Genomic DNA, 22,198 nt, shown 5'->3' with positions numbered 1-22,198 from the left:
ACCGGTAGCCTGCGCGGGTGCGCGGAATCCTGCTCGCCGGTGGCACCGGCTCACGCCTCTGGCCGATCACCATGGCGATGTCGAAACAGCTCATGCCGATCTTCGACAAGCCGATGATCTATTACCCCCTCACCACGCTGGTGTCCGCCGGGATCCGCGAGATCCTGGTGATCACCACCCCCGAGGATCAGCCACACTTCCAGCGTCTGCTGGGCGACGGCGGCCAGATGGGTCTTTCGCTCTCGTACGCCACGCAGCCACGGCCCGAGGGCATCGCGCAGGCGTTCCAGATCGGCGCGGACTTCATCGGCGGCGAGGCGGTCGCGTTGATCCTGGGCGACAACATCTTCCACGGCGTCGGGCTCGGCCGGCAGCTCGCGCAATACAGCCGGCCGGACGGGGGACGCGTCTTCGCGTACCCGGTCGCCGATCCGGAGCGGTACGGCGTCGTCGAGTTCGACGAGAGCGGGAGGGCGCTGTCCATCGAGGAAAAGCCGTCGAAGCCCAAGTCCACGTACGTCGTACCGGGGCTGTACTTCTACAACGCCGACGTGGTCGAGATCGCCGGCAAGCTCGCCCCGAGCGACCGCGGCGAGCTCGAGATCACCGCGGTCAACGAGGAATACCTGCGTCAGGGCCGGCTCGATGTCAGCGTCCTCGACCGGGGCACGGCCTGGCTCGACACCGGCACCTTCCAGTCGATGGTGCAGGCGTCGGAGTACGTCCGGGTCATCGAGGAACGGCAGGGCTTCAAAATCGGCTGCGTCGAGGAGGCCGCCTGGCGGCTCGGCTTCATCACCGACCACGACCTCCGCGAGCTGGCGCAGCCCCTTCTCAAGAGCGGGTACGGCGACTACCTCATGCGCCTGCTGGAGACCGGCCGGTACGGTGGTGCGCTGTGAAGATTCGACCGCTCGCCATCGAGGGCGCCTTCGAGGTAACGCCGGTCCAGTTCGGCGACGCGCGGGGCCACTTCATGGAGTGGTACCGCTTCGACGCGCTGACCGCGGCCGTCGGCCATCCGCTCGACCTCGCCCAGGCAAACCTCTCCACCTCGGCCCAGGACGTCGTCCGCGGCATCCACTTCGCCGACGTGCCGCCCGGGCAGGCCAAATACGTGACCTGTGTGGCCGGCGCGGTGCTGGACGTCGTCGTCGACATCCGGGTGGGCTCCCCCACGTTCGGGTCGTGGGAGGCGGTACGGCTCGACGACGAGGACCGCCGGGCGCTCTACATCGCCGAGGGCCTGGGCCACGCGTTCTGCGCGTTGACCCCGTCCGCGACCGTCACCTACCTGTGCTCGAGCACGTACAACCCCGGCCGCGAGCACGGCATCAACCCGCTCGACGCGGACCTCGGTATCGCCTGGCCCGCCGCCGTGCCGCTGCTGTCCACGAAGGACGCCGACGCTCCCGGCCTCGCCGAGGCGCAAGCCGCCGGCCTGCTGCCGAGCTACGACGAGTGCTCCGCGTACATCGCCTCCCGTCAGCAGGCCGGATAGCTCAGATCCACCGGCGCACCACGCGCCACCACGTACCGATCAGGCCGTTGACCAGGCCGGCGAGGGCCGGCACCGGGATGACCGCCGCGTCGATCTCGGTGGTGAGCCGGGACATCCACAGCCGATCGGGTGTCACGCGCTCGGCCTGCAGTTCCCTGCGGCGCCGGGCGACGTGGCCCCGGTTTGTCCACAGCCAGCGCCAGCCGCGAACCTTGGCGCCCAACCAGCCCTGCTTGAGGGCCAGCAGGATCATCCCCGCCTCCAGGAAGGCGAACGGCACGGCCAGCAGCACGAGGGCGCGGGTGCTCCAGAGCGTGCCCACCACCATGAGCCGGTTGCGCTCCAGCAGGTACATCTTGAAGTCATGCCGCGAGAATTCGTAGCGGTGCACGGCGACGGCGTCGGGCACGTACAGGACGCGAAGCCCCCGGCGCCACGTGCGTAGCGACAATTCGGCGTCCTCTTGATATGCGAAGTACTCCTGGTCGAACCCGCCGAGCGCATCCCAGTGCTGCTTCGGGATGACGACGCACGCACCGGACCCGCCCGCCGTCTCCATCGGCTCGGTGAGGGTCTCCGGCTCGCCCATCCGCCCCGACCACGACAATCCCAGCACGTGGATCGGATTGGCGCCGGCGTTGAGCAGAGCGGGGTTGTCCGCCAGCCGGATGCTCGCCGCGGCGATCCCGACGTCCGGCCGCGACGCCTCCTCGACCAGACGGGCAATCGTCGTCGGCTCCACCACCGCGTCACCGTTGACCAACGCCACGTAGTCGCCGGTGGCGGCCGCGGCTCCCAGGTTGCACCCTCCGGCGAAGCCGGTGTTGGTCCCCGGGCGCAGCACGGTGACGCCGTCAAGCCGCTCGAGGACGTCCACGTCGTCGGTCGTGCACCCGTTGTCGACGAGCACGACGTCGACGATCACCTTCTCCGAGGAAAGCAGTGCTTCGACCGAGCGCTGTAGCCAGGGCTCGCTCTTGTAGGCGAGCACTACTGCGCTAACCCGCACATCCCGCTCAGGGGCGCTGGACATCGCTGAACTCCGGGGTTTGACGAGGAACGGCTGATACGCGCCGCAGCGCGCGGAACAGAACGACACCGAGAACGCCGACCGTCGTCCCAGCGCTGACCAGCTGGGCGACCACCGCGTCGGTCACGGCGGAGAAAGGCAACGTGAAGGCGGCCGCGAAAGTCGCCGCCCCGACCGTCCAGCCGACCGCGACCCAGCGATGGTGGCGCAGGGCCAGAAGCGCAGGCTGCGCGATCTGAATCGCCATGCTCCCGACGGTGCCGACCATCAACGCGAAGATCAGCCCGTTGGAGCCGTCGAAAGCCGGCCCGAACGCGAGCTTGCCGAGCCAATGACCGAGAACGGCCGCGACCAGCAGTGCGAGGACGCCAGCGGCCAGGACCAGCAGGAGCGCCTGCTTGATGGCCCGTCGTAGCGGGGCCACGTCGCCGTCCATCTCGGCCCGCGCGGCGGCTCGAGCGAAGGACGGCAGCACGAGGGGTTGAGCGCCTTGGAAAACAAACAGCGGTATCCGCGCGAGCACGACCGCGGACGCGAACGTCGCGATCACTCCGGCGCTGCCGGGGTCGTTGGTCAGGATCGCGCTGACGACGACGGGTGCGCCGTTCGCGATCGCCATCGACAGGGCCATCGACACGGTGAGCAGGCCGACGCCACGAGCAAGCTTGCCCATCGGCTGTTTCACGACGGGCCGGCCCTTGAACGGCTCCAGCTCGGCGGCGAACCAGCGTGCCGTCACCAGCACCGCCATCAGCGGGGCCGCGCAGAACAGGAGACCGTAGGCGCCGGCCCCGTCATGTGACGAGGTGGCAACCACGCCGGCGAGCGCGAGCGCGGCCAGAACCAGGCAGACGGCCAGCCGGAAGACGCCCTCCACACCGATCGAGGTCGCGTACCTCCCGAACACCCGCTTGCCGCCGAAGACGCCGCGGGTGATCGACACGGTCGCGTAGGAGCCGCTCGCTACGAGTAGCCCGACCAGCAGCAGGCCGTAACCACGCAGGACGCCCGGCAGCAACACCGGCGCCAGCGCGAGCAGGACCACGACGACCGCGGCGAACAGCAGGCCGGAAATCAGCGCGAGCTGCCGGACGACGGGCCGCACGTCCTCTCCCCGGACGAGCCCGACCGACACGTTGCGGCTGGTTTCCTGTTCCAGGGCGCTGAACAACCCGGGCCCGATGATGTTCGCGATGAGGTAGACGGAGGTGAGAGCGGAGTACGCCGACTGGTCGAAGAGCCGGCTCGCGACGGCGAGGAAGAGGTACCCGGCACCCCCCACCAGCAGGTAGCCGATCCCCACCGAGGTGGCGCCACCGACCATGGGCCGGGAGCGCAGCGAGGGCTTGGGGCTCTGGCGCACCGTCACTTCGTGTCCCGCCGCCACACCGCCCAGAATCCCTTCTTGCTGCCACCGACGAAGTGGAAGCCGTACTTGGTGCCGTCGAAGTCCCGGTCCGCGCCCAGGCCCCAACAACCGATCACGACGTTGATGTCGGCCGGCGGCTCTTGGATCCCGGCCTTGTAGATGGAGAGATCGACCTCGGACCACGACACATCGTGATAGAAGCTGTAGTACGCGGGGTTGGGTAGCCGCGGAGCGAACGCGACGCGGTCGCCGGGACCCACACCGAGGCTGGCGAGGCTCTTCGCCGGGGTGGCCACCGCGCCGAGCGGGATCAGGATGTGCTTTCGCATCACCACCATGGTCACGCCGTTCGCCAGCACGATGACCGCCAGCAGCGAGATCGCCAGCTTGCGCGTCCGGGCGCCGACGAGGAGCACCAGGAGCCCGACCACCCCGATGGCGACGCCGACCAGCGGACGCATCCGGGTCCAGCCGGCCGTGATGGTCATCAGGTCCGGGCCGCCGAAGGCGCCGTACGCCAGATGGGTTCCGTGCCGGTTGGCATAGGACAACCGCAACGCGATCAACCCGCCGCCGACGGCCAGTACGAGCACCGGCAGCACGGCGTGCTTCAGGCTGGTACGGAGTTTGGCGTTCAGCAGCACGGCGAAGCCGAACACCAACCAGAACGGTACGAACATCTGCACGTACCGTGAGTAGATCGCGTCCGCGTTGGCGCTGGTCAGGCCCGCCAGGATCGCGGCCGCCCCGAGGGCCACGCCGACCGTGCTGAACAGGGCCAGCCCGGCCGTCCAGCGGAACGCGGCATCACGTGTCGGACGCCACATCTCGCGGGCGCTGACCGCCCAGCCGATCCCGGCCAGCCCGGCACTGACCACACACAGGTACCAGAGGCTGGTGCCGGTCGAGGTGAGCAGCACCTGGAGCCGGTGACCGCTGGTCAGCACTCCCGCGGTGGTGTCGGTGCCGATGCTGCCGATCAGGTGGACCTTGCCGCCGAGCAGGGTGATGACCAGCTGGTTGAAGGCGATCAACGCGATCAGCGGCACCGCCGACAGGGCCGCCATACGGGCGGTGACCCGGCGCCGGATGACCAGCAACACCAGGAACGCGAGGAAGAGCAGGACGAGGAGCGTGCCACGGATGTGCACCAGATAGATCAGTCCGGTGACCACGCCGGCGCTGACGGCCGCCCACTTGCGGCCGGGAGATCCGACCCACCAATGGATCGCGAGCAGCCAGCCGAGCACCAAGGGCGCCAGCACCGAGTCGGTCATCCCGATCAGGGACCAGAAAACCGCTGCCGGCAGGGTGCCCGCGGCGAACGCGACGGCGACCGCCGGCCACTTCTCCATGCGGAACATACGGCGGGCGAGCAGGTACGCCAGTGGCAGCGTAGCCGCGTTCACGATGGCGTTGAGAACCTGAACAATCCGGTACGACTCGGTGAAAGTCAGGCCGAACGCAAAAGCGGGCGAAACGAACAGCGGGTATCCGATGCGGCGGAACAGCGTGTTTTCCGAGCTGAACCCGCCCGGCCCGCCGGCGATGGCCCGCGCCGCGTTCATGTAGCTGTCTTCGTCGGTGTGCGCGACCGGATGTGTGACAGGGTGTCCCAGCCACACCCGCCACAGGACACCGGCCAGCCAGCCCAGCGCCAGCACGGCGACCAGGACCCACCACTTTGAACCGCGACCCGCTGCCACCGGTGCCTCTTCGGCCGGTGCCTCCGACCGGGCAGGCGACGTCACATCAGTCATGTCGGTTTTGTTTCCCTCTGCCGGAGCGCCGTCGGCCGCGTCGCCCGCGCGAATGATCGGCGACAACGTAACAGCTAACCCCGAGAGGACGCAGTCCGCTCGACCGTCTGCGGCTTCGACCGGTCCCGTAACTCAATGGTCTTGTGCGGTTCCCTTAGAATACGGCCGCGCTTCCCCTTGATCGCTAACCGTCTAGCTCCCGTATGGTCGGCACTCCTGAGCTACCGCTCGCCCGCCCACGGGGGCATTGAGGGAAAACCATGAGGCTTGTATTCGTGACGGCCGCTACCGGGGTCGTCATGTTCGCTGTTATCTTCGAGCTGCTCCGCCGGCGCCAGATGCGCGAGAAATACGGCGCGTTGTGGCTGGTCGTTGCGATCGGCATGCTTCCGCTCGCGCTGGTTCCGACGCTGCTCGACAGGTTCACCTCCCTGCTGGGCATCGCGTCCGGCCTGAGCCTGGTCCTCTTCCTCGCCGTTGTCTTCCTGGTCCTGGTCGCCGTGCATCTCTCCTGGGAATGCAGTCGGCTGGAGGAGGAGACCCGCGACCTCTCCGAAGAGATTTCGCTGCTTCGTAGCGATGTGGATGCTTTGCGGGAAAAGATCGATTTGGACGGATCGCGCGAGAAGGCGGCGACACGATGACCGCGACGGCCGAACGTGTGCTCACTATCATGCCCGCCTGGAACGAATCCGCGTCGATCACCAATGTGATCAAGGAAATCCAGCAGCAGGTTCCGGCCACCGACATCCTCGTCGTCGACGACTGCTCCGACGACGACACGGTCTCGGTGGCCCGGGCCGCCGGCGCGAAGGTTCTCCGGCTGCCCTACAACCTCGGTGTCGGCGGCGCCCGCCGGCTCGGCTATCGGTACGCCCTGGAAAACGACTACGACATCGCCGTCCAGATGGACGCCGACGGCCAGCACGATCCCCGCTACATCCACGACATGATGGCCGCGCTCAGTGAATCCGACCTGGTCATCGGCGCCCGGTTCGCCGGTGAGGGCCAATACAAGGTGCGCGGTCCGCGGCAGTGGGCGATGCGACTGCTTTCCTACGCTCTGTCCGCGATCGCCGGGACGAAACTGACCGACACCACCTCCGGCTACCGCGCCTGCAACCGGCAGCTCATCGCGTTCTACTCACGCCGCTACCCGGTGGAGTATCTCGGTGACACGGTCGACACGATCGTTCAGGCAAAACGGGCCGGCTTCGCGATCCGCCAGATTCCGGTCGCGATGCGACCCCGCCAGGGCGGCACGCCGAGCAACTCGCCGGGCAAGGCGTTGATCTATCTGCTGCGTTCCGGCCTCGCGCTGCTGCTGGCGCTGGTGCGCCGCTGAGCGCAGGCTCAGGACCGGCGGATGGCGACCACCGCGACGTCGTCCGCCTGCTGGCCGGTGCCGCCGAGCTGAACGAGCAGGCGGCGGCAGAACGCGTTCAGGTCGGCGTCGATGCTGCGGGCGGCGGCCGCGAGCGCGGTCAGACCGACGTCGATGTCGGTGTCGCGGCGCTCGACCAGCCCGTCGGTGTAGAGGACCAGCGTGCCGCCCGGCGGGAGCACGAACTCGAGGTCGTCCGGGCGGGACGCGTTGATGCCGAGCAACGGACCGCGGGTCTCGACGTAGCGCACGCCGTCGGCCGTGTGCAGCAGCGGCGGCAGGTGACCGGCGCTGGCCATCCGCACCGCGCCGGTGGCCGGGTCGAGCGTGAACAGGCAGACCGTCGCCGAGTCGGCCGGCAGCACGGTACGCATGAACCGGTTGACGAGCTGCAGCACGGCGCCCGGCGGATGACCTTCGACCGCGTACGCGCGTACGGCGTGCCTGATCTCGGCCATCACCGTGGCGGCGTGCAGCGAGTGGCCCGCGACGTCGCCGATCGCCACCAGCAACCGGCCGTCGAGCATGGTGAGTTCGTAGAAGTCGCCGCCCACCTCGGTCTGCGCGGCGGCCGGCTCGTAGCGTACGGCCAGGTCCAGACCCGGCACGCTGGGTAGCCGGGACTGCAGCAGGCTGCGCTGCAGGGTGACCGCGATCCGGTGCTCCTCGTCGTAGGAGCGCTGCGCCTCCACCGCGGCCGCGACCGCCTGGGAAAGCTGGCGCAGCACCGGAAAACCCGGGGTCTGCGAGCTGCTCGGCGCGGCCACGTAGACGGGCGGACGGTCGATGCGCAGCCGGGCAGCGGCGACGGCCACCGATTCGCCGTCCGGCCATTCGATCAGGTCCCAATCGGCGGGTTGATCGGTGCGGACCAGCGAACCCACCGCGACGTCACTTTCGGCAACCGACCAGGTACGCATCCCGCCCGGCGACACGGCGGCTCGGCTTTCGCCCTCGGCGCTCTCCGCGAGCACGACCACCGGAGCGCCGAAGATGCTCTCCGCCCCGGCCACCGCGGCCCGCAGCAACTCGTCCAGAGTGGACGCGGTGTTGATGGCGAGCGTGGTCTCGGCGAGGCGGACCATCCGGGCGGCGAGCAGTTCGGCACGCCGCCGCGCCGAGTAGTACCGCAGTACGGCCTGGGCGGTCGCCACCAGCTCGTCCGGTTCGATCGGCTCGACCAGGTACGCGTCGGCACCACGGTTCAGGCCCTGGGTCCGATCGGCGACGTCGACCGCGTGCGCGGACACGTGGATGACGGGGAGAGCCCCGTACGCGGGATCGCTCTTGATTTTCTCGCCGACCTCGAAACCGCTCATGTCCGGCAGCTTGACGTCGAGCACGACCAGATCGATGCCGGCGCCGGGCAGCATCCGCAACGCCTCGGCGCCGGTCTCGGCCTGCAACACCCGGAAGCCGGCCCGGCTCAGCCAGCTCACCAGCAGATACCGCTTGGGCGCGCTGTCGTCGACGACGAGGACGGTGGTCTGGCTCATGGCGCCGGCACCGTCATCGGAAGACGGAGCGTGAACCTGCTGCCGCGGCCGGGCTCCGACTCGAGCCGCAGCGCCCCGCCGAGGATGCCGGCCAGCCGCCGCGCGTAGGGCAGCCCGAGGCCGGTGCCCCGTCCGCTCAGCGCGCTGCTGCCGGGCACTTGGTAGAACTCCTCGAAGATACGTTCGTGCTGCTCGGGCGGGATGCCGGTGCCGGTGTCCGCGACCACGAACTCGGCGTCGCCGTCCACCCGGCGCACGCTGAGCCGCACCGATCCGGCCGCGGTGAACTTGAGCGCGTTGGTCAGCAGGTTGCGCAGCACCCGGCCGAGCAGCGTCTCGTCCGAGCGCAGCGACGCCACCGCCGGGTCGTCGATGCGGAAGTCCACCTCCGGACGGGTCGCCAGCGGGCGCAGCGTGCCGCGCAACTGCCCGAACATCGCCCTGAGATCGACGTCCGTCCACCTCGGCTCCACCCGGCCGGCCTCCGCCTTGGCCAGGTCCAGCAGATCATTGACCAGCGTCAACAGGTCGGTGGCGGAGCCCCGGATGAGGTCGACCTGGCGGTGCTGCTCCTCGGTGAGGCTGTCCGAGGCCTCGTCGGTGAGCAGCCGGCCCAGCCCGATGATCGCGGTGACCGGGGCGCGCAGCTCGTGGCTGACGTTGGCCAGGAACCGGCTCTTCGCCTCGCTGGCCCCGCGTAGCTGCAGCGAGCGCTCGTCCAGCTCGGCGTAGAGCGCGACCACGCCGCGGTTCGTCTCCTCCAGTTCGTCGGACAACTGGTGGTAGAGCGCCATCACGCCGCGGTTGGTCTCCTCCAGCTCGGCGTTCAGCCGGGCCAGGTCGTCACGTTGCGCGCGGACCTCGTCGAGGGCCGCGATCAGCTGCTCGTTTTGGACATGCAGCTCGTCCAGCGGAGTGCCCGGAACATGGTTGGCCAGCCGGGCGCGAATGTCGTCCATGCGTTGCGGGGTCAGCGGCGGCGCACTCGCCGGGATTCGCCGAGCCATGCGTACGACAGTGCCGTTTCCGGCATCACCGACCTCCAACGTGTCCACGAGACGACCCACCTGGGCGAGTTGTGTACCCAGTTCGGCCGCGCGGCTCCCACCGGAATTCTCCACAGTCACCCTCAGGGTGGTGGTTACCCCGTCGACGTCCGCGACGAACACCACGTCCGCGGTGGAGCCGTCGGCGAGCAGCACCCGGCCCACCTCGCTGAGGGCGGTGGCCAGCCGGGTCTGGTCCTGCTGTTCCATGCCGACCGCGCGGGCCACCTCGCGGCCCAGCTGGCGCACCGCGAAGACGTCCTGCGCGACGCGCAGCCGCTGCCGCATCAGCGGCTTCACCGGAGCCCGCCGACCAGCACGCCGGCGTCGTCGTGGCGGGTCCCCGCGTCGCGCAGCACGGTCGCGGCGATGACCAGGGGTGAATGGCCGAGCACGCCGGGATATGCTGCCGGATCCCACCGGTCCACCACACCGTCGCTGTGCAGCAGCACAACCGCCTCCGGTGGCAGCGGGTAGTCGTACTGGCGGATCTGGCGCCGCTGGTGTCCGGCGATGCCGGGGAGCGAGACCATGCCACGCCGATTGCTGGGGGCCAGCACGGTGCCGGAGATGTTGCCGAGCCCGGCGTAGCGCACCACGCCGGCGGATCCGTCCAGTTCGGCGACGGCGAGCGCGGCGCCGCGCGTGTGCGACAGCCGCCGGTGCAGGGTCTCCACCACGGCGGCCGGGGGTGCCAGCGGAGTCTCGGCGAACGCGCGTACCGCCTCGGCCGACGCCGCCGCGGCCAGACCGCCGTGGCCCAGACCGTCCACCATGAGAAGCTGCCGCCGGCCGTCGATCTCCTTGACCCCGTACGCGTCGCCGCTGACCGTTTCGCCGGTGAGCGGACGCGTGAGCCCGGCCGCCCAGGTAGCGGGCGCTTCGCCGGGCCAGACCCGCGCGGCCAGCACGGTTCCCTTACCGGGCACCGAGTGCAGGTCGTACCACCCGGCCTGGCGCACGATCGCGCCCAGACCGATACCCAGCGTGCCCGTCGTCGAGTGGCCGTCGCCGACCGAGTGGGCCAGGTCGGCCATGCCCGGACCGCGGTCGATCGCGATGATCTCGACACCGGCCTCGTCCAGCGTGCGCACCGGACGCACCAGCAGCACGCCCTCCCGGGCATGCTTCGCGAGGTTGCCGGCCGCCTCGGCCACCACGATCGACAGGGCGGAGGCGCGGCGTTCCGGCAGGACCAGCTCTTCCGCGAGACGTTCCGCGGCGCGACGTGCGGCGGACGCGCTCGCCGCCTCCTCCATCCGGAACCAGGCCCCCGTGTCGAGGAGTCCCGGCGGGATCATCGGCACCACTTGGTCACGGTGATGCTGGTACCCCGGCCGGGCGCGGTGTCGATCTCGAACTCGTCGACGAGCCGGCGCGCGCCGCTCAGCCCGAGGCCGAGCCCGGACCCGGTGGTGTATCCGTCGGTGAACGCCAGCTCCAGGTCGGCGATGCCCGGCCCCCGATCGGCGAAGACGATCCGGATGCCGTGCCGGACGTCGTTCGCGACCCGGACGACCTCGACCGTTCCGCCGCCGCCGTAGACCAGCGTGTTGCGGGCCAGTTCGCTGGCGGCGGTGACGAGCTTGGTCTGGTCGACCAGCGACAGCTTGGCCCCCACCGCGGTCGTACGGACAAGCTGCCGCACTCGGACGACGTCCTGGTCGGAACGGACCTCGATCACATCGGCCTCGTCGCTCACGGCTCGATGACCACGTCTTCCTGGTCCGGCTCGCCAAGGTGCTCGCGGTCCAGCAGTTCGATGCCCAGCTCGACGTTGAGCGCGGTCCGGATGCCCGGCAACTGCAGACCCAGCTCGACCAGCGTGATCGCCACCGCGGGGCGCATGCCCACCACCACGGTCTCGGCGTCCAGCACCCGGGAGATGGACGCGATGGTGGCCAGCGTGCGGCCGACGAACGAGTCGACGATGTCGAGGGCGCTGATGTCGATGACCACGCCGTGCGTCCCGGTGGCGACGATCCGGTCCGCCAGATCTTCCTGGAGCTGCAGGGCGACCTGGTCCTCCATGTCGATCTGGATAGAGACCAGCAGGATCTCGCCGATCTTGAGAATCGGGACGCGATCCACGGTCAGCGCCCGTTCGACTTGCTCAACACGTAGCGCAGCGCGTCGGCCAGCGAAGCCTTGGTCGCGATGTCGCCGAACTCGATGCCCAGCGCCACGATCGTCTGGGCGATCTGCGGCCGGATACCGGAGATGATGCAGTCGGCGCCCATCAACCGGGCCGCCACCACCGTTTTGAGGATGTGCTGGGCGACCTGGGTGTCGACGGCCGGTACCCCGGTGATGTCGATGATCGCGTACGGCGAGCTGGTGTCGACCAGGGTCTGCAGCAGGCGTTCCATCACGACCTGGGCGCGGGCCGAGTCGAGCGTGCCGACCAGCGGGACCGCGACCACGCCCTCCCACAGCTTGACCACCGGAGTGGACAGCTCCAGAAGCTGCTCGGCCTGGTCGGCGATCAGGCTCTCGCGGACCCGTACGTAACTGTCGAAGGTGAAGAGAGCGGCGTCGTCCACGAAAGAGGTGAAGGCCACGTAGTCGCGCAGGATGGCGTCACCACCGACCCGGTCCAGGATGCCGAACACCGCGTCCTTGAGCGCGAAGACGCTGACCGCCGTCTCGGTGGCCGAGAAGCCCTGCCGCGCGCGGCTGCTGGACAGCTCGCTGAGCTGGGCCCGCAACTCGGCGGACTGCTCGTCGGTGAGGAGCCGGCCGCCGCCGGAGAGCGCCGCGTGCAGGCCCTTGCCCAGCTCACCATGCTGACGCTCGAGCTCGGCGTGGCTCAGCCGGCCGCGCAGGGTGGCGGCCACCCGGTCGGTCCAGGAGGCGACCAACTCGTCCCGGTTCTCCTCGAGCAGGGTGGCGAAGCGACTCGCCTCGTCCGCGCTCAACGCCATCGCTGCCTCCCGACACTTGACACGCGCGGACTGTATCACCGGGAAGGCTGATAGTTGCTATGGGCCAACTAAAAGCGGGGGCCTCCGGTTCTGCGCATCGGGGCCCTCGTGGAGTACCGTTCTGCAATAACTGGAGGTCCTGAATGTCCCTGACGGTACACACGGAACAGCGCGCCGACATGGTCGTGGTGTCGGTCGCGGGCGAGCTCGACATGGCCACCGCGCCCCAGCTTCAGGACCAGATCAGTGATCTGCTGGAGAAGGGACGCACCAGGCTGGTCTTCGACCTGGCCGAGGTCTCGTTCTGCGACTCCACCGGGCTTTCGGTCTTCGTCCGCGCGAAGAACAGCACCGACGACGCCGGGGGCACGGTCCGGCTGGCCGCGCCGCAGCGTGGCGTGCTGCGGATCCTCGAGGTCAGCGGCCTGGTCGAGGTCCTGCGGACGTATCCGACGGTCGACGAGGCCGTCACCGCGCAGGAACACGCGCTCGACTAACCCGCCAAGGGTGCTCTTTTGGGGATCAACCGGTCGGCGTAGTTTGTCGCCGACCGGTGGTGACGCCTGCCGCCGGGATCATCCCCCTCGGCGTCCGCAGGAGTGTTCGTGAGCAAAATGGTCCAAGGCTTCAAAGACTTCATCATGCGCGGCAACGTCGTCGATCTTGCCGTCGGCATCGTGGTCGGCGCGGCGTTCACCGGTGTGGTGACCGGCTTCACCGACGGGTTCATCAAGCCGCTCATCCAGCTCATGGGCGGCAACACCTCGGTGCACGCGGGGACGTTCGACGTGCACGGGGCGAAGTTCGACTACGCGACGTTCTTCAACGCGATCATCACCTTCCTGATCACCGCCGCCGTTCTGTACTTCCTGGTCGTCTACCCGCTCAACGCGCTCGCCGAGCGCCGCCGCCGGGGCGAGGAGCCGCCGCCGAAGACGCCGAGCGAAGAGGTCGCGCTGCTCACCGAGATCCGCGACGCCCTCGTCCGCGGTCAGTCGCCGACGCCCACCCAGGCTCAGATGTTCGACCAGCGCTACGGACGGCACCAGGAACCGCCGCGATAAAACACACCGCGCCCCACCGGCGCCGTTCGAACAATTGTTCGATACGCTGCCGGTATGGAGCAACGTAAGCACTGGTGGAACGGCAAATGGGGCCGCGTCGCCCGGAAGGATGTTTACCTCCGGGTGAGCGGCGACCAGTGGTATGTCGAGCAGCGCGCGGGCGGTGCTGACGGCGTCTCACACTTCTTCGAGTACGAGAGCGAAGAGGCGGCGCTGGACACCGTGCGCGCGTTGCTGGCCGGCCCGGACGAGTGGCGTGAGCTGTCCGTGCGCCCTCGCCCGTGAGCGTTTTGCCGTTTTTGTCCCGCTGCGCGGCGGACCGCTTGGCGCACTACGCCGGCGTGTCGCTCTACGCGGCGTGTCGCTCTACGTGGCGTGTCGCTCTACGCGGCGTGTCGCTCTACGCGGCGTGTCGCTCTACGCGCGCTACGCGGCGTGTCGCTTGTCGTGTTCCGCGGTCATCGGGCCGCGGGGCACCAGGCGCAACCCGGGCCGGAGAGCCGGCGCCGCCTCCCCGGACGCCTCGTCGGCGAACCGTGCACGCCAGCCCGACCCGCCGCGGGCCCGGGCGCCCGGCGGCGACGCGAGCCGGTCCGGCATCCGGGACAAACCGACGATCAGCAGGTATCCCACGAGGACGAAGCAGTGGCTGACCAGCCGGGTCGAGTCGACGCGGCCGCCGGTGAGGTCGTTGACCGAGAGGAGCAGCAGCATCCCGACGAACGCGGTCAGCATCGGCACCAGCCCGGCCGGTTTGCTGCGGCGGAGCGCGATGAACAGATAGCCCGCGCCCAGCGCCACGTTCCAGGCGGCCGACTCGTGCCAGAGATGCCCCGGCGTCGCGTCCACGCCGGTGTGCACATGGGCGCCGGAGACCCCGCCGCCGATCTGCCCCAGGCCGAGGATGAGCTGCACCGCGCCGACCAGCCCGAGCGCCAGGTACAGCAGGGCGGGTAGCGACAGCCGCAAGCGCTGCCGCACCCGGGCGCGCGGGGCCGGCTCGGGCAGCGCGGCCAGGATCTTCGCGCTGAGATCGGGCGCGCTCGGCACACTGATCCGGGTCAGCCGGTTGACCGTGGCGGCCTGATCGAGCCACGCCCGGCACCCGGCACACTCGGCCAGGTGGGCGTCCACCGCTTCGCGGCCGGCCGGGTCGTCCTCGCCGTCCAGCTGCGCTGACAGCATCTCGCGCCATCGCTCACAAGACATGTACCGATAGTCGCGCGAGGAGCCCATAGAGTTCCCGGGGCGCGACGCGTCCGGCGGTTTCACAGCTGCGGGACGCCGCCGCTGCCGCCCATCAGGCGCTTACGCTCCCGGAACGCCCGCAGATTCGCCGTGTTTCCGCAGGTGCTGACGTCGTGCCAGACGCCGCTGTTGTTACGCGACGTGTCGAAGAAGGCGGCCCGGCACTCCGCGTTGTGACACAGCTTCAGCCGCGGCCAGACGCCCGCCTGCTGGGCGAGCAGCGCCTCGGCCCACAGCGCGGAGGCCAGCCAGCGCACGCCCCGCCCGGTCGGCACCATGCGCACCCAGCCGTCCGAGTCGGGGACCAGGCTCACCGGCACGTCGGCCGGCGGGAGCGCGCCGTTGAGCTCGGGTTTGCCGGCCGTGAGGATCACGTTCTCGAAGGTGTTGCGGAGCCGGCGCATCGCCCGCAGATCGGTGGAGGAAATCAGCAGCGTCGGCGACGGGAGGCCGGAAACCCGTGACCAGGTGGCCAGCGCCTCGGTCAACCATCGCTGAGCGTCATCGGCCGAGAGCAGGAGATCGCCACCGTACGCCATGGGCGCCCGCGTGTTCAGCAGCTCCTGAAGGAGCGCCAGCCCTGCGGGGGCTTCCCGGACGCCGTGCCGGGCGCTGGCCATCCATGACATAACTGAAGCCTACTTGACTCTTTTCCATGGCCACGTCCACCTCTCGTTCGATCCGCGGATGGAGATCGGCTCGCCGCCGTCGTTCGGTTCGCTTGTGACAGTGGGCCACAATGCGTACCTACACTCATAGACAGTGATCGACCTGGGCGGTGGTCGACTCTGCGGCGGGGAGGCGAGGATGCGACGAGCCGGGGCGCTGGCGGTGGCGGCCGCGATGGCGTTGACACTCGCGACAGGGTGCGATTCGGGCGGATCGTCGCAAACTGGTGCACAGCCCACGGGCGTACCAGAAAATGGCACGCAACCCCCAGGCACGCAGCCCACCGGCACGCCGCCCGCGGGTGCGCAGCCCACCGGCGTACCGGAGACGTCGCCAGCGCAACCATCGCCCAGCTCGACGCCGCCGACCAGCTCGACCCCGGCGCAGCCGGATAAGAAACCGGCGCCTCCGAAGCTGAAGTCGGGTGCCAAGGGCGCCGAGGTGGTCGCCCTGCAGGAACGCCTGACCGAGCTCGGCTACTGGAACGGCAAGGCGGACGGCAACTTCGGCTCGACCACCCAGCAGGCGGTCTTCGCGTTACAGAAAGCGGCCGGCATCGGCCGCGACGGCACCGTCGGCCCCAAGACCCGAAAGGCCTTGGACCAGGGGGTACGCCCGAAGGCGCGCTCGACCGACGGCCACGTGATCGAGATCAGCCTGAAACGGCAGTTACTCATGGTGGTCGACGACGGGAAGGTCAAGCAGATCTTCAACACCTCGACCGGGTCCAACGAGCACTACCAATACCAGGGCGAAACGTATTTGGCGGACACCCCGTCCGGGCGCTTCAAGGTCGGCCGGCAGATCGACGGCTGGCGGCACGGACCGCTCGGACCGCTGTGGCGGCCGAAATACTTCAACGGCGGCATCGCGGTGCATGGCGCGCCGAGCGTTCCGGCCTACCCGGCCTCGCACGGCTGCGCCCGCGTCTCCATCTCGGCGATGAACTGGATCTGGTCAAACAACGCGATCCCACTGAAAACGCGCGTCTGGGTTTATTAGCCGTCGATCCGGGTGATGTTCCGGATCTTGTTGGAGGCGTCCAGGGCCGCCACCTTGTACGCCTCGGCCAGCGTCGGATAGTTGAAGACCGCGTCCACCAGGTACTCCACCGTCCCGCCGCACCCGATCACCGCCTGCCCGATGTGGACGATCTCGGTGGCCCCGGTGCCGAAGACGTGCACGCCGAGCAACCGGCCGTCCTCGGGGGCGACGAGGAGCTTGAGCATCCCGTACGAGTCGCCGACGATCTGCCCGCGCGCCAGCTCGCGATACCGCGCGATGCCCACCTCGAACGGCGTGGAACTGTCGGTGAGCTGCTCCTCGGTCTTCCCGACGAAGCTGATCTCCGGAATCGTGTAGATGCCGATCGGCTGCAGCTCGTGCATCTGGCGCACGGTCTCGCCGCAGGCGTGGTGGGCGGCCAGCCGGCCCTGTTCCATCGAGGTGGACGCGAGCGCCGGGAAGCCGATCACGTCACCCACCGCGTAGATGTTGTCCACCGCGGTCTGGAAGTTCGCGTCGACCTCGATCCGGCCGCGGCGGTCCGCGCTGAGCCCGGCGGCCTCCAGATCGAGGTCGTCGGTCTGGCCCTGGCGGCCGGCCGAATACATGACCGTGTCGGCGACGATCTTCTTGCCGCTCTTGAGGATGCACAGCGCGGCCGTCTGGTGCCGCTCGACCGCGGCCACCTCCTCGCCGAACCGGAACGCGACGCTCAGGTCGCGCAGGTGATATTTCAGCGACTCGATGATCTCCTCGTCGCAGAAGTCGAGCATCTGGGCGCGGCGCTCGACCACGGTGACCTTCGTGCCCAGCGCTGCGAACAGCGACGCGTACTCCATGCCGATGACCCCGGCGCCGACCACCACCATGCTCCGCGGTACGGCCTGCAGGTTGATCACGCCGTCCGAGTCCACGATCGTCCGGTCGTCGAAGTCCACGCTGTCCGGACGTGCCGGCCGGGTCCCGGCGGCGATGATGATCTTCTCCGCGGTGACCTTGCTGTCCCGCCCGCTGCCGTCGTCGACCCAGATCGAGTGGGCGTCGGCGAAGCGCCCGGTGCCGGTCACCATCGCGACGTGGTTGCGGGCGAGCTGGTTGCGGATGACGTCGGTCTGGCGGCTGATCACGTGCTGGGTACGCGCGGCCAGATCGCTCACCGTGATCTCGTCCTTGACCCGGTAGCTGGATCCGTAGAGATCGCGCTGGCTGAGGCCGGTGAGGTAGAGGACCGCCTCGCGCAGCGTCTTGGACGGCACCGTCCCGGTGTTGATGCAGACCCCGCCGATCATGTCCCGGCGATCGACGATGGCGGCGCGACGCCCCAGCTTCGACGCGGCGATCGCGGCCTTTTGCCCGCTCGGCCCGGAGCCGAGCACCAACAGGTCATAGTCATACACATCGCTTAGCGTCGCACGCCGGGGCCCCCGGGCACACGATCCTGCGCATTCCGGTCGCATCTGATGATCTTCAAAAGCTCGTTTGCGCTGGTGGCATTGCCAAAGACGGCGTGCAAGCGTGACTATGGCCGGGAACGGGTAGCGGCCCTACCATCCATAGTGGAGGCCTAGATGATCTACGCGCCGCCTGCTTTGAACGTTCACGTGACCGGCCGCCGGGTGGTGGCCACGATTGTCGACGGAATCGTCCTCGGCGTCATCGGCACCCTGCTGCAGCTGGTGTTCGGCATCGACAGCTCGTCCGGGTTCAGCCTCACGCGGCTGTCGGTCGGCGGCAGCCTCTGGATGTTCCTGATCGTGTTGCTCTACTACACGCTGCTCGAGGGCTCGATCGGCAAGACCGTCGGCAAGATGGTCACCGGCATCCGGGTCATCGACGTGGAGGGGAACCCGCCGGGCTACGGAAAAGGGCTCATCCGCACGGTGCTGCGCATCATCGACGGCCTTTTCGCCTATTTGGTCGGGTTCATCGTCGTGCTCTCCAACGACCGCCGGCGCCGGCTCGGCGACATGGCGGCGAAGACGCAGGTCGTGCGCGGCTGACCGGGAAGGCGCGAGCATGCCCTCCCGGTCAGACTGCTCACTTGACGACGATGGTCTTCATGATCTTGTCGGCGATGGTCTGCTTCTTGGCGTCCCACAGCGGGAACAGGAAGCCGATGTAGCAGATGACGCCGTCGATGATGTGCGCGAGGTCGCGGACGAAGGCCATGCCGGCCCCGATCGGCTGGCCGGTTTGCTCGCTCACCAGACGCAGGCCGACCACCTTCTTGCCCCAGGTCTGACCGGTCCGGCCACCCAGGAACCAGCGGTTGTAGAGGGAGGTCCCGGCCCCGGCCAGGTAGATGAGCACGGCGAGGATGCTGGCGGCGCTGCTGTCGGAGATGGCGCCGATCACCGCGACGACGATGTAGAACGGCACGATGACCAGGTAGTCGAGGAGGTACGCGCCGACCCGCTGGATCCAGCTCGCGTACTGGACGGCCGGCGTGCCGTAGGGGTTGTCGTAGCCCGGGGCCGCGCCGTACGGGAGCGGCGGGGCACCGTAGGGCGGCGGGGGCGTCGGGGCACCGTACTGCGGTTGCGGGGCGCCGTACGGCTGCTGCGGGGGCGTCGGCGCGCCGTACGGATCGCCAGGCGGGGGATATGTCATCTTTTTTGGTCCTTTACCCAGGCTGGCCGATGCCGAGCCGATGGAGTTGAAAAAGCCAGCTCGCGATCGCGAGCAGACCGGCAAGCCATCCCATCCATCGCCGCCGATCGGGCGACCATGGACGCGGCAGTGGCACGACACCCATCGCGCGCAGAGCGACAAGGGGACCGACGGCCACGGCGAGCGCGGCCAGACCGAAGATCACGGGATTCGCGGCGACGGCATCGCCGAAATGACCCCGGGCCAGGGCGACCGCCGCGGTGGTCAGGCCGCAGCCGGGGCAGGGCACCCCGGTGAGCGTTCGCAGCGGACAGGGCAAACCCAGCCCGGTACCGCTCGTGACGGCCGGCCACACCGTGGCACCGGCCGCCACCAGGACACCGAATCCGCCGATGCGCTCCGGGACGGAGAACGCACGCATCCAACGACCCCCGTGATCTTGAGATGGCTCAAAGATCGTAGGGAGGTATTCAAGATTTGCATCTCCGCCGAAAGGCCGCTGGTCAGGAGTCCATCAGGTCCGCATAATCGGCCACCGTCAGCGGTCCGGTGGTCAGCGAGCCGTCCTGCCGGGGCACGCCGAGCGGCAGCCCCCGGCTGGTAAAGGTGATCGTGCCGATCTCGGGACGGCTGGCCAGCGTGCAGATGATCTGACCGAAGGCGAGGATCTCGTCGGTCCGCACGCCGTGCGCGGACCGGTCGCCGATCTCGATGACCGCCCGGCCTCCGCTGAGCGAGATCTTCACCATCGACGCGGTGCCCGGCAGCGTGTTGGACAGCCCGTCCGCGGCCTCGCTCGGCGTCGGCCCGTTGAGCAGCGCCTCGAGCTGCTCCTGCGAGCTCACCGGGGAGGGCACCCGGCGCAGGATCCGGGCCAGCCGGCCGTCCCGGACGAAACAGAGCCGCTCCAGCGCCGTGCCCTGATCCAGCACCAGCGGGCCGTGCGACGGCACTCCCGCGTCGGCGTTGTCGACGTTGCGGGGTTCGCTGTCCACCGGAACCCCGCATCCGGCTAACACCGCGACCAACGCGAGCACGACCAGGCCGCGTCTCATGGCAGGCATCCGGTCAGCGTCACGCGGAAACGAGCCCCGCCGCCGGGCCGGTCGAGCACGGTCGTGGTGCCGCCGTGCGCGGTCGCGTGCTGGGCGACCAGGGCGAGCCCGAGTCCGGTGCCGTAGCTGTTCGCGCGGGCGTGCGCGGCGCGGCCCCGGACAAACCGGTCGAAGATCACGACGCGGTCGTCCGGGCTGACCCCCGGCCCGTCGTCGTCCACCTCGATCACGCCGTCGCACCCCTGGATCGCGAACCGCACGGCGATCGGCCCTCCCCCGTACGCGTCCGCGTTGTCCAGCAGATTGACCAGCAACTGTTCGACGCGCCGCCGGTCGATGAGCCACACGCGCGGACCCTCGACCGAGATCACCTCCTCGGACAGCTCCCGGGCGCGGCAGACCTGCCCGGCCAGCTCCCGCACGTCGACCGCGCCGCGTTCGGCGGGCCGCTCGCCCCGGGACAGGCTCAGCAGATCCTCCACCAGCGCCTGGAACCTCTCCACCTCGTCGGCCACCAGACCGGCGGCGGTTGCCGTACGCGTGTCCAGCCGTTCCTTCCCGCGCGTCAGCACGCTGGCCGCCGCCGCCAGCGTCTGCAGCGGCGAGCGCAACTCGTGACTGACGTCGGCGGCGAACCGGCGGTCCTTCTCCAGGCGCGCCGCAAGCTGGTCGACCATGTCGTTGAACGAGCGGGTGAGCTGCGCGAGATCCGGTTCCGTGGCCGGGTCGAGCCGGGCCTGGACCTGGCCGGCGGCGATGTCCCGGGCGGCCTGGGTGACGCGAGCGACCGGCCGCATCACGTACCGGCCGGCGTACCAGCCCAGGGCCGCGCCGATCAGCGCCGTCCCGATCGCCACCAGCGTGAGGATCAGCGAGACCAGCTGTAGCGTACGGTCCAGCTCCTGAAGTGAGTCGACCTCGTAGTAGGTGGTGGTGTCGGCGACCGGGACGGCCACCACCAGCGTGGGTTCGCCGGCCAGCCGGATCCGCTGGATGGCGGTGTGCCCTTCGCCGGCGCGCTGCTGCAGATCAACCGGCACCGCGCTGGTGATGCCCGGATCCGCCGTACGCCCGTACCACCGGCCGTTGTAATGCAGCACCACCCGCCGGTTCTCGCCGGTGTCGATGCTGCTGAGAATCTCCGCGATGTCCGGCTGCGTGGTGCGGATGCCGGCCCGCACGATCGCCGCGTCGTAGGAGGCGGCCCGCACCGCGGTGTCCTCCCGTTCGCGCAGCAGCGAGTGCCGGGTGATCTGGTACGAGAGCACCGCCATGATCATCGCGAGGCACAGCGCACCGGCCGCGAAGCCCGCGGTGATGCGTGCGCGCAGTCCCGGCTGTCTCACGGCTGCAACTTGTACCCCAGGCCACGCACCGTCACGAGGTGCCGCGGCGTGGACGAATCGGATTCGATCTTGTGGCGGAGGCGGCCCACGTGCACGTCGACCAGGCGCTCGTCGCCACCGTCGTACTGCCAGACGCGCTGCAGCAGCTGCGTCCGCGAAAGCACCTGCCCGGGATGCTCGGCGAGCTCGCACAGCAACTGGAACTCGGTGCGGGTGACCGCGACCGGGTTCCCGGACAGGCGTACCTCGCCCGCCTCCGGACGCACCTCGAGCTCGCCGAACCGCAGGCTGCGTACGGCCTCGGTGGTCAGCGCCCGGGCCCGGCGCCGCAGGGCCCGCAGCCGGGCCGACAACTCTTTCACCTTCACCGGCTTGACCAGGTAGTCGTCGGCGCCCGCCTCCAGCGCGGCCACGATGTCGTGGGTGTCCTCCCGAGCGCTGATCACCACGATCGGCACGTCGTCGGAACGGCGGAGCTGGCGGATGCACTCGAAGCCGTCGATCCCGGGCAGCATCAGGTCGACCAGAACCGTGTCGGCCGGTTCCCGGCGCTGCGCGATCAGCCCTTCCTCACCGGTGGCGGCGGCGCGCACCGCGTACCCCTCCTCCTCCAGCGCGAGCACCAGGGAGGTCCGGATCCGGTCGTCGTCTTCGATCACCAGCACAGCGGGCACGCCTGCATCATCCCCAG

26 protein-coding genes are annotated in these 22,198 nt (G+C 69.4%); 9 read left to right on the top strand and 17 right to left on the bottom strand.

The genetic code is table 11. The features are described from left to right. The first annotated feature begins 17 nt into the window (after nt 1-17). A complete protein-coding gene (rfbA, locus tag HH310_RS24420; RefSeq protein ID WP_169177965.1) occupies nt 18-902 on the top strand; it encodes a glucose-1-phosphate thymidylyltransferase RfbA in 885 nt (294 codons plus the stop codon). After that, nucleotides 899-1,501, top strand: coding sequence for a dTDP-4-dehydrorhamnose 3,5-epimerase (gene rfbC, locus HH310_RS24415; protein ID WP_169177964.1), 603 nt, complete (start codon nt 899-901; stop codon nt 1,499-1,501). Before rfbA ends, rfbC begins: the two co-directional genes overlap by 4 nt. A 1-nt stretch (nt 1,502) precedes the next feature. On the opposite strand, the gene HH310_RS24410 is transcribed toward rfbC, so the two are convergent. The 3 genes from HH310_RS24410 to HH310_RS24400 are packed head-to-tail and all read right to left on the bottom strand — an operon-like array spanning nt 1,503 to nt 5,606. Further along, nucleotides 1,503-2,492, bottom strand: coding sequence for a glycosyltransferase family 2 protein (locus HH310_RS24410; protein WP_211192561.1), 990 nt, complete (start codon nt 2,490-2,492; stop codon nt 1,503-1,505). 25 nt (nt 2,493-2,517) lie between these two features. Next, entirely contained in the window at nt 2,518-3,900 is a 1,383-nt protein-coding gene (locus HH310_RS24405; RefSeq protein ID WP_169177962.1) for a hypothetical protein, read from the bottom strand. After that, a complete protein-coding gene (locus HH310_RS24400; RefSeq protein WP_169177961.1) occupies nt 3,897-5,606 on the bottom strand; it encodes a hypothetical protein in 1,710 nt (569 codons plus the stop codon). The genes HH310_RS24405 and HH310_RS24400 overlap by 4 nt, the downstream gene beginning before the upstream one ends. 329 nt (nt 5,607-5,935) lie before the next feature. On the opposite strand from HH310_RS24400, the gene HH310_RS24395 reads away from it, so the two are divergent. Together HH310_RS24395 and HH310_RS24390 are read left to right on the top strand one after the other, a co-directional pair. Then, nucleotides 5,936-6,304 carry a DUF2304 domain-containing protein gene (locus HH310_RS24395; protein WP_312034292.1) on the top strand — a complete coding sequence of 123 codons (369 nt, stop codon included), beginning with the start codon at nt 5,936-5,938 and terminating at the stop codon, nt 6,302-6,304. Nucleotides 6,305-6,333: 29 nt separating this feature from the next. Continuing rightward, nucleotides 6,334-7,005, top strand: a complete 672-nt coding sequence (locus HH310_RS24390; RefSeq protein WP_248294366.1) for a glycosyltransferase family 2 protein — start codon at nt 6,334-6,336, stop codon at nt 7,003-7,005. Between the two features lie 8 nt (nt 7,006-7,013). Here the strand turns inward: HH310_RS24390 and HH310_RS24385 are convergent, their stop codons facing one another. From HH310_RS24385 to HH310_RS24360, 6 genes are read right to left on the bottom strand one after another with little or no spacing between them, the layout of a single operon-like run. Continuing rightward, the gene (locus HH310_RS24385) at nt 7,014-8,540 is read right to left on the bottom strand and encodes a fused response regulator/phosphatase (RefSeq protein WP_169177958.1); all 1,527 of its coding nucleotides are present in this window, start codon (nt 8,538-8,540) and stop codon (nt 7,014-7,016) included. Next, nucleotides 8,537-9,874: a sensor histidine kinase gene (locus HH310_RS24380; RefSeq protein ID WP_169177957.1), complete on the bottom strand. Its 1,338-nt coding sequence runs from the start codon at nt 9,872-9,874 to the stop codon at nt 8,537-8,539. Before HH310_RS24380 ends, HH310_RS24385 begins: the two co-directional genes overlap by 4 nt. Nucleotides 9,875-9,882: 8 nt before the next feature. After that, nucleotides 9,883-10,887, bottom strand: coding sequence for a SpoIIE family protein phosphatase (locus tag HH310_RS24375; protein WP_169178038.1), 1,005 nt, complete (start codon nt 10,885-10,887; stop codon nt 9,883-9,885). Beyond that, nucleotides 10,884-11,288 (bottom strand): anti-sigma regulatory factor, encoded by a 405-nt coding sequence (locus HH310_RS24370; RefSeq protein WP_169177956.1) that lies wholly within the window; start codon nt 11,286-11,288, stop codon nt 10,884-10,886. Before HH310_RS24370 ends, HH310_RS24375 begins: the two co-directional genes overlap by 4 nt. Continuing rightward, complete coding sequence (locus HH310_RS24365; protein ID WP_169177955.1) at nt 11,285-11,677, bottom strand: STAS domain-containing protein; 393 nt, start codon at nt 11,675-11,677, stop codon at nt 11,285-11,287. Before HH310_RS24365 ends, HH310_RS24370 begins: the two co-directional genes overlap by 4 nt. Nucleotides 11,678-11,679: 2 nt before the next feature. Next, nucleotides 11,680-12,510: an STAS domain-containing protein gene (locus HH310_RS24360; protein ID WP_169177954.1), complete on the bottom strand. Its 831-nt coding sequence runs from the start codon at nt 12,508-12,510 to the stop codon at nt 11,680-11,682. A 143-nt stretch (nt 12,511-12,653) separates the two neighbouring features. Here HH310_RS24360 and HH310_RS24355 point away from each other — a divergent pair, with 143 nt between their 5' ends. The 3 genes from HH310_RS24355 to HH310_RS24345 all read left to right on the top strand — a co-directional run bounded on the left by HH310_RS24355 (nt 12,654) and on the right by HH310_RS24345 (nt 13,859). Then, nucleotides 12,654-13,007 (top strand): STAS domain-containing protein, encoded by a 354-nt coding sequence (locus HH310_RS24355; protein WP_169177953.1) that lies wholly within the window; start codon nt 12,654-12,656, stop codon nt 13,005-13,007. Nucleotides 13,008-13,124: 117 nt separating this feature from the next. Continuing rightward, nucleotides 13,125-13,574: a large conductance mechanosensitive channel protein MscL gene (mscL, locus tag HH310_RS24350; RefSeq protein WP_169178037.1), complete on the top strand. Its 450-nt coding sequence runs from the start codon at nt 13,125-13,127 to the stop codon at nt 13,572-13,574. Nucleotides 13,575-13,628: 54 nt separating this feature from the next. Continuing rightward, on the top strand, nt 13,629-13,859 hold the full coding sequence (locus HH310_RS24345) for a hypothetical protein (RefSeq protein WP_169177952.1): 231 nt from the start codon (nt 13,629-13,631) through the stop codon (nt 13,857-13,859). Nucleotides 13,860-14,000: 141 nt separating this feature from the next. Here HH310_RS24345 and HH310_RS24340 read toward each other — a convergent pair whose 3' ends face one another. Continuing rightward, the gene (locus HH310_RS24340; RefSeq protein WP_169177951.1) at nt 14,001-14,783 is read right to left on the bottom strand and encodes a zf-HC2 domain-containing protein; all 783 of its coding nucleotides are present in this window, start codon (nt 14,781-14,783) and stop codon (nt 14,001-14,003) included. A gap of 59 nt (nt 14,784-14,842) precedes the next feature. Next, the gene (locus tag HH310_RS24335; protein ID WP_169177950.1) at nt 14,843-15,451 is read right to left on the bottom strand and encodes a CGNR zinc finger domain-containing protein; all 609 of its coding nucleotides are present in this window, start codon (nt 15,449-15,451) and stop codon (nt 14,843-14,845) included. A 178-nt stretch (nt 15,452-15,629) separates the two neighbouring features. Between HH310_RS24335 and HH310_RS24330 the strand changes: the two genes are divergently transcribed. Beyond that, nucleotides 15,630-16,493 carry a L,D-transpeptidase family protein gene (locus HH310_RS24330; RefSeq protein ID WP_169177949.1) on the top strand — a complete coding sequence of 288 codons (864 nt, stop codon included), beginning with the start codon at nt 15,630-15,632 and terminating at the stop codon, nt 16,491-16,493. On the opposite strand, the gene sthA is transcribed toward HH310_RS24330, so the two are convergent. After that, nucleotides 16,490-17,893: a Si-specific NAD(P)(+) transhydrogenase gene (gene sthA / locus HH310_RS24325; RefSeq protein ID WP_169177948.1), complete on the bottom strand. Its 1,404-nt coding sequence runs from the start codon at nt 17,891-17,893 to the stop codon at nt 16,490-16,492. The two genes, HH310_RS24330 and sthA, sit on opposite strands and share 4 nt — an antisense overlap. A 171-nt stretch (nt 17,894-18,064) precedes the next feature. Between sthA and HH310_RS24320 the strand changes: the two genes are divergently transcribed. Continuing rightward, nucleotides 18,065-18,496 (top strand): RDD family protein, encoded by a 432-nt coding sequence (locus tag HH310_RS24320; protein WP_169177947.1) that lies wholly within the window; start codon nt 18,065-18,067, stop codon nt 18,494-18,496. Between the two features lie 37 nt (nt 18,497-18,533). Here HH310_RS24320 and HH310_RS24315 read toward each other — a convergent pair whose 3' ends face one another. The 5 genes from HH310_RS24315 to HH310_RS24295 form a co-directional block, all read right to left on the bottom strand. Further along, nucleotides 18,534-19,106, bottom strand: a complete 573-nt coding sequence (locus tag HH310_RS24315; RefSeq protein WP_169177946.1) for an RDD family protein — start codon at nt 19,104-19,106, stop codon at nt 18,534-18,536. Between the two features lie 13 nt (nt 19,107-19,119). Then, complete coding sequence (locus HH310_RS24310) at nt 19,120-19,527, bottom strand: DUF2752 domain-containing protein (protein WP_169177945.1); 408 nt, start codon at nt 19,525-19,527, stop codon at nt 19,120-19,122. 82 nt (nt 19,528-19,609) lie between these two features. Beyond that, nucleotides 19,610-20,170, bottom strand: a complete 561-nt coding sequence (locus tag HH310_RS24305) for a GerMN domain-containing protein (protein ID WP_169177944.1) — start codon at nt 20,168-20,170, stop codon at nt 19,610-19,612. After that, nucleotides 20,158-21,507, bottom strand: a complete 1,350-nt coding sequence (locus HH310_RS24300; RefSeq protein ID WP_169177943.1) for a cell wall metabolism sensor histidine kinase WalK — start codon at nt 21,505-21,507, stop codon at nt 20,158-20,160. Before HH310_RS24300 ends, HH310_RS24305 begins: the two co-directional genes overlap by 13 nt. Continuing rightward, nucleotides 21,504-22,181 carry a response regulator transcription factor gene (locus tag HH310_RS24295; protein WP_169177942.1) on the bottom strand — a complete coding sequence of 226 codons (678 nt, stop codon included), beginning with the start codon at nt 22,179-22,181 and terminating at the stop codon, nt 21,504-21,506. The genes HH310_RS24300 and HH310_RS24295 overlap by 4 nt, the downstream gene beginning before the upstream one ends. Between the last annotated feature and the right edge of the window lie 17 nt (nt 22,182-22,198).

The organism is Actinoplanes sp. TBRC 11911, from assembly GCF_012933445.1.
Taxonomy (GTDB): domain Bacteria; phylum Actinomycetota; class Actinomycetes; order Mycobacteriales; family Micromonosporaceae; genus Actinoplanes.
Note: the sequence above shows the minus strand (reverse complement) of the source record. Positions and strands in the feature narration are given on the sequence as shown.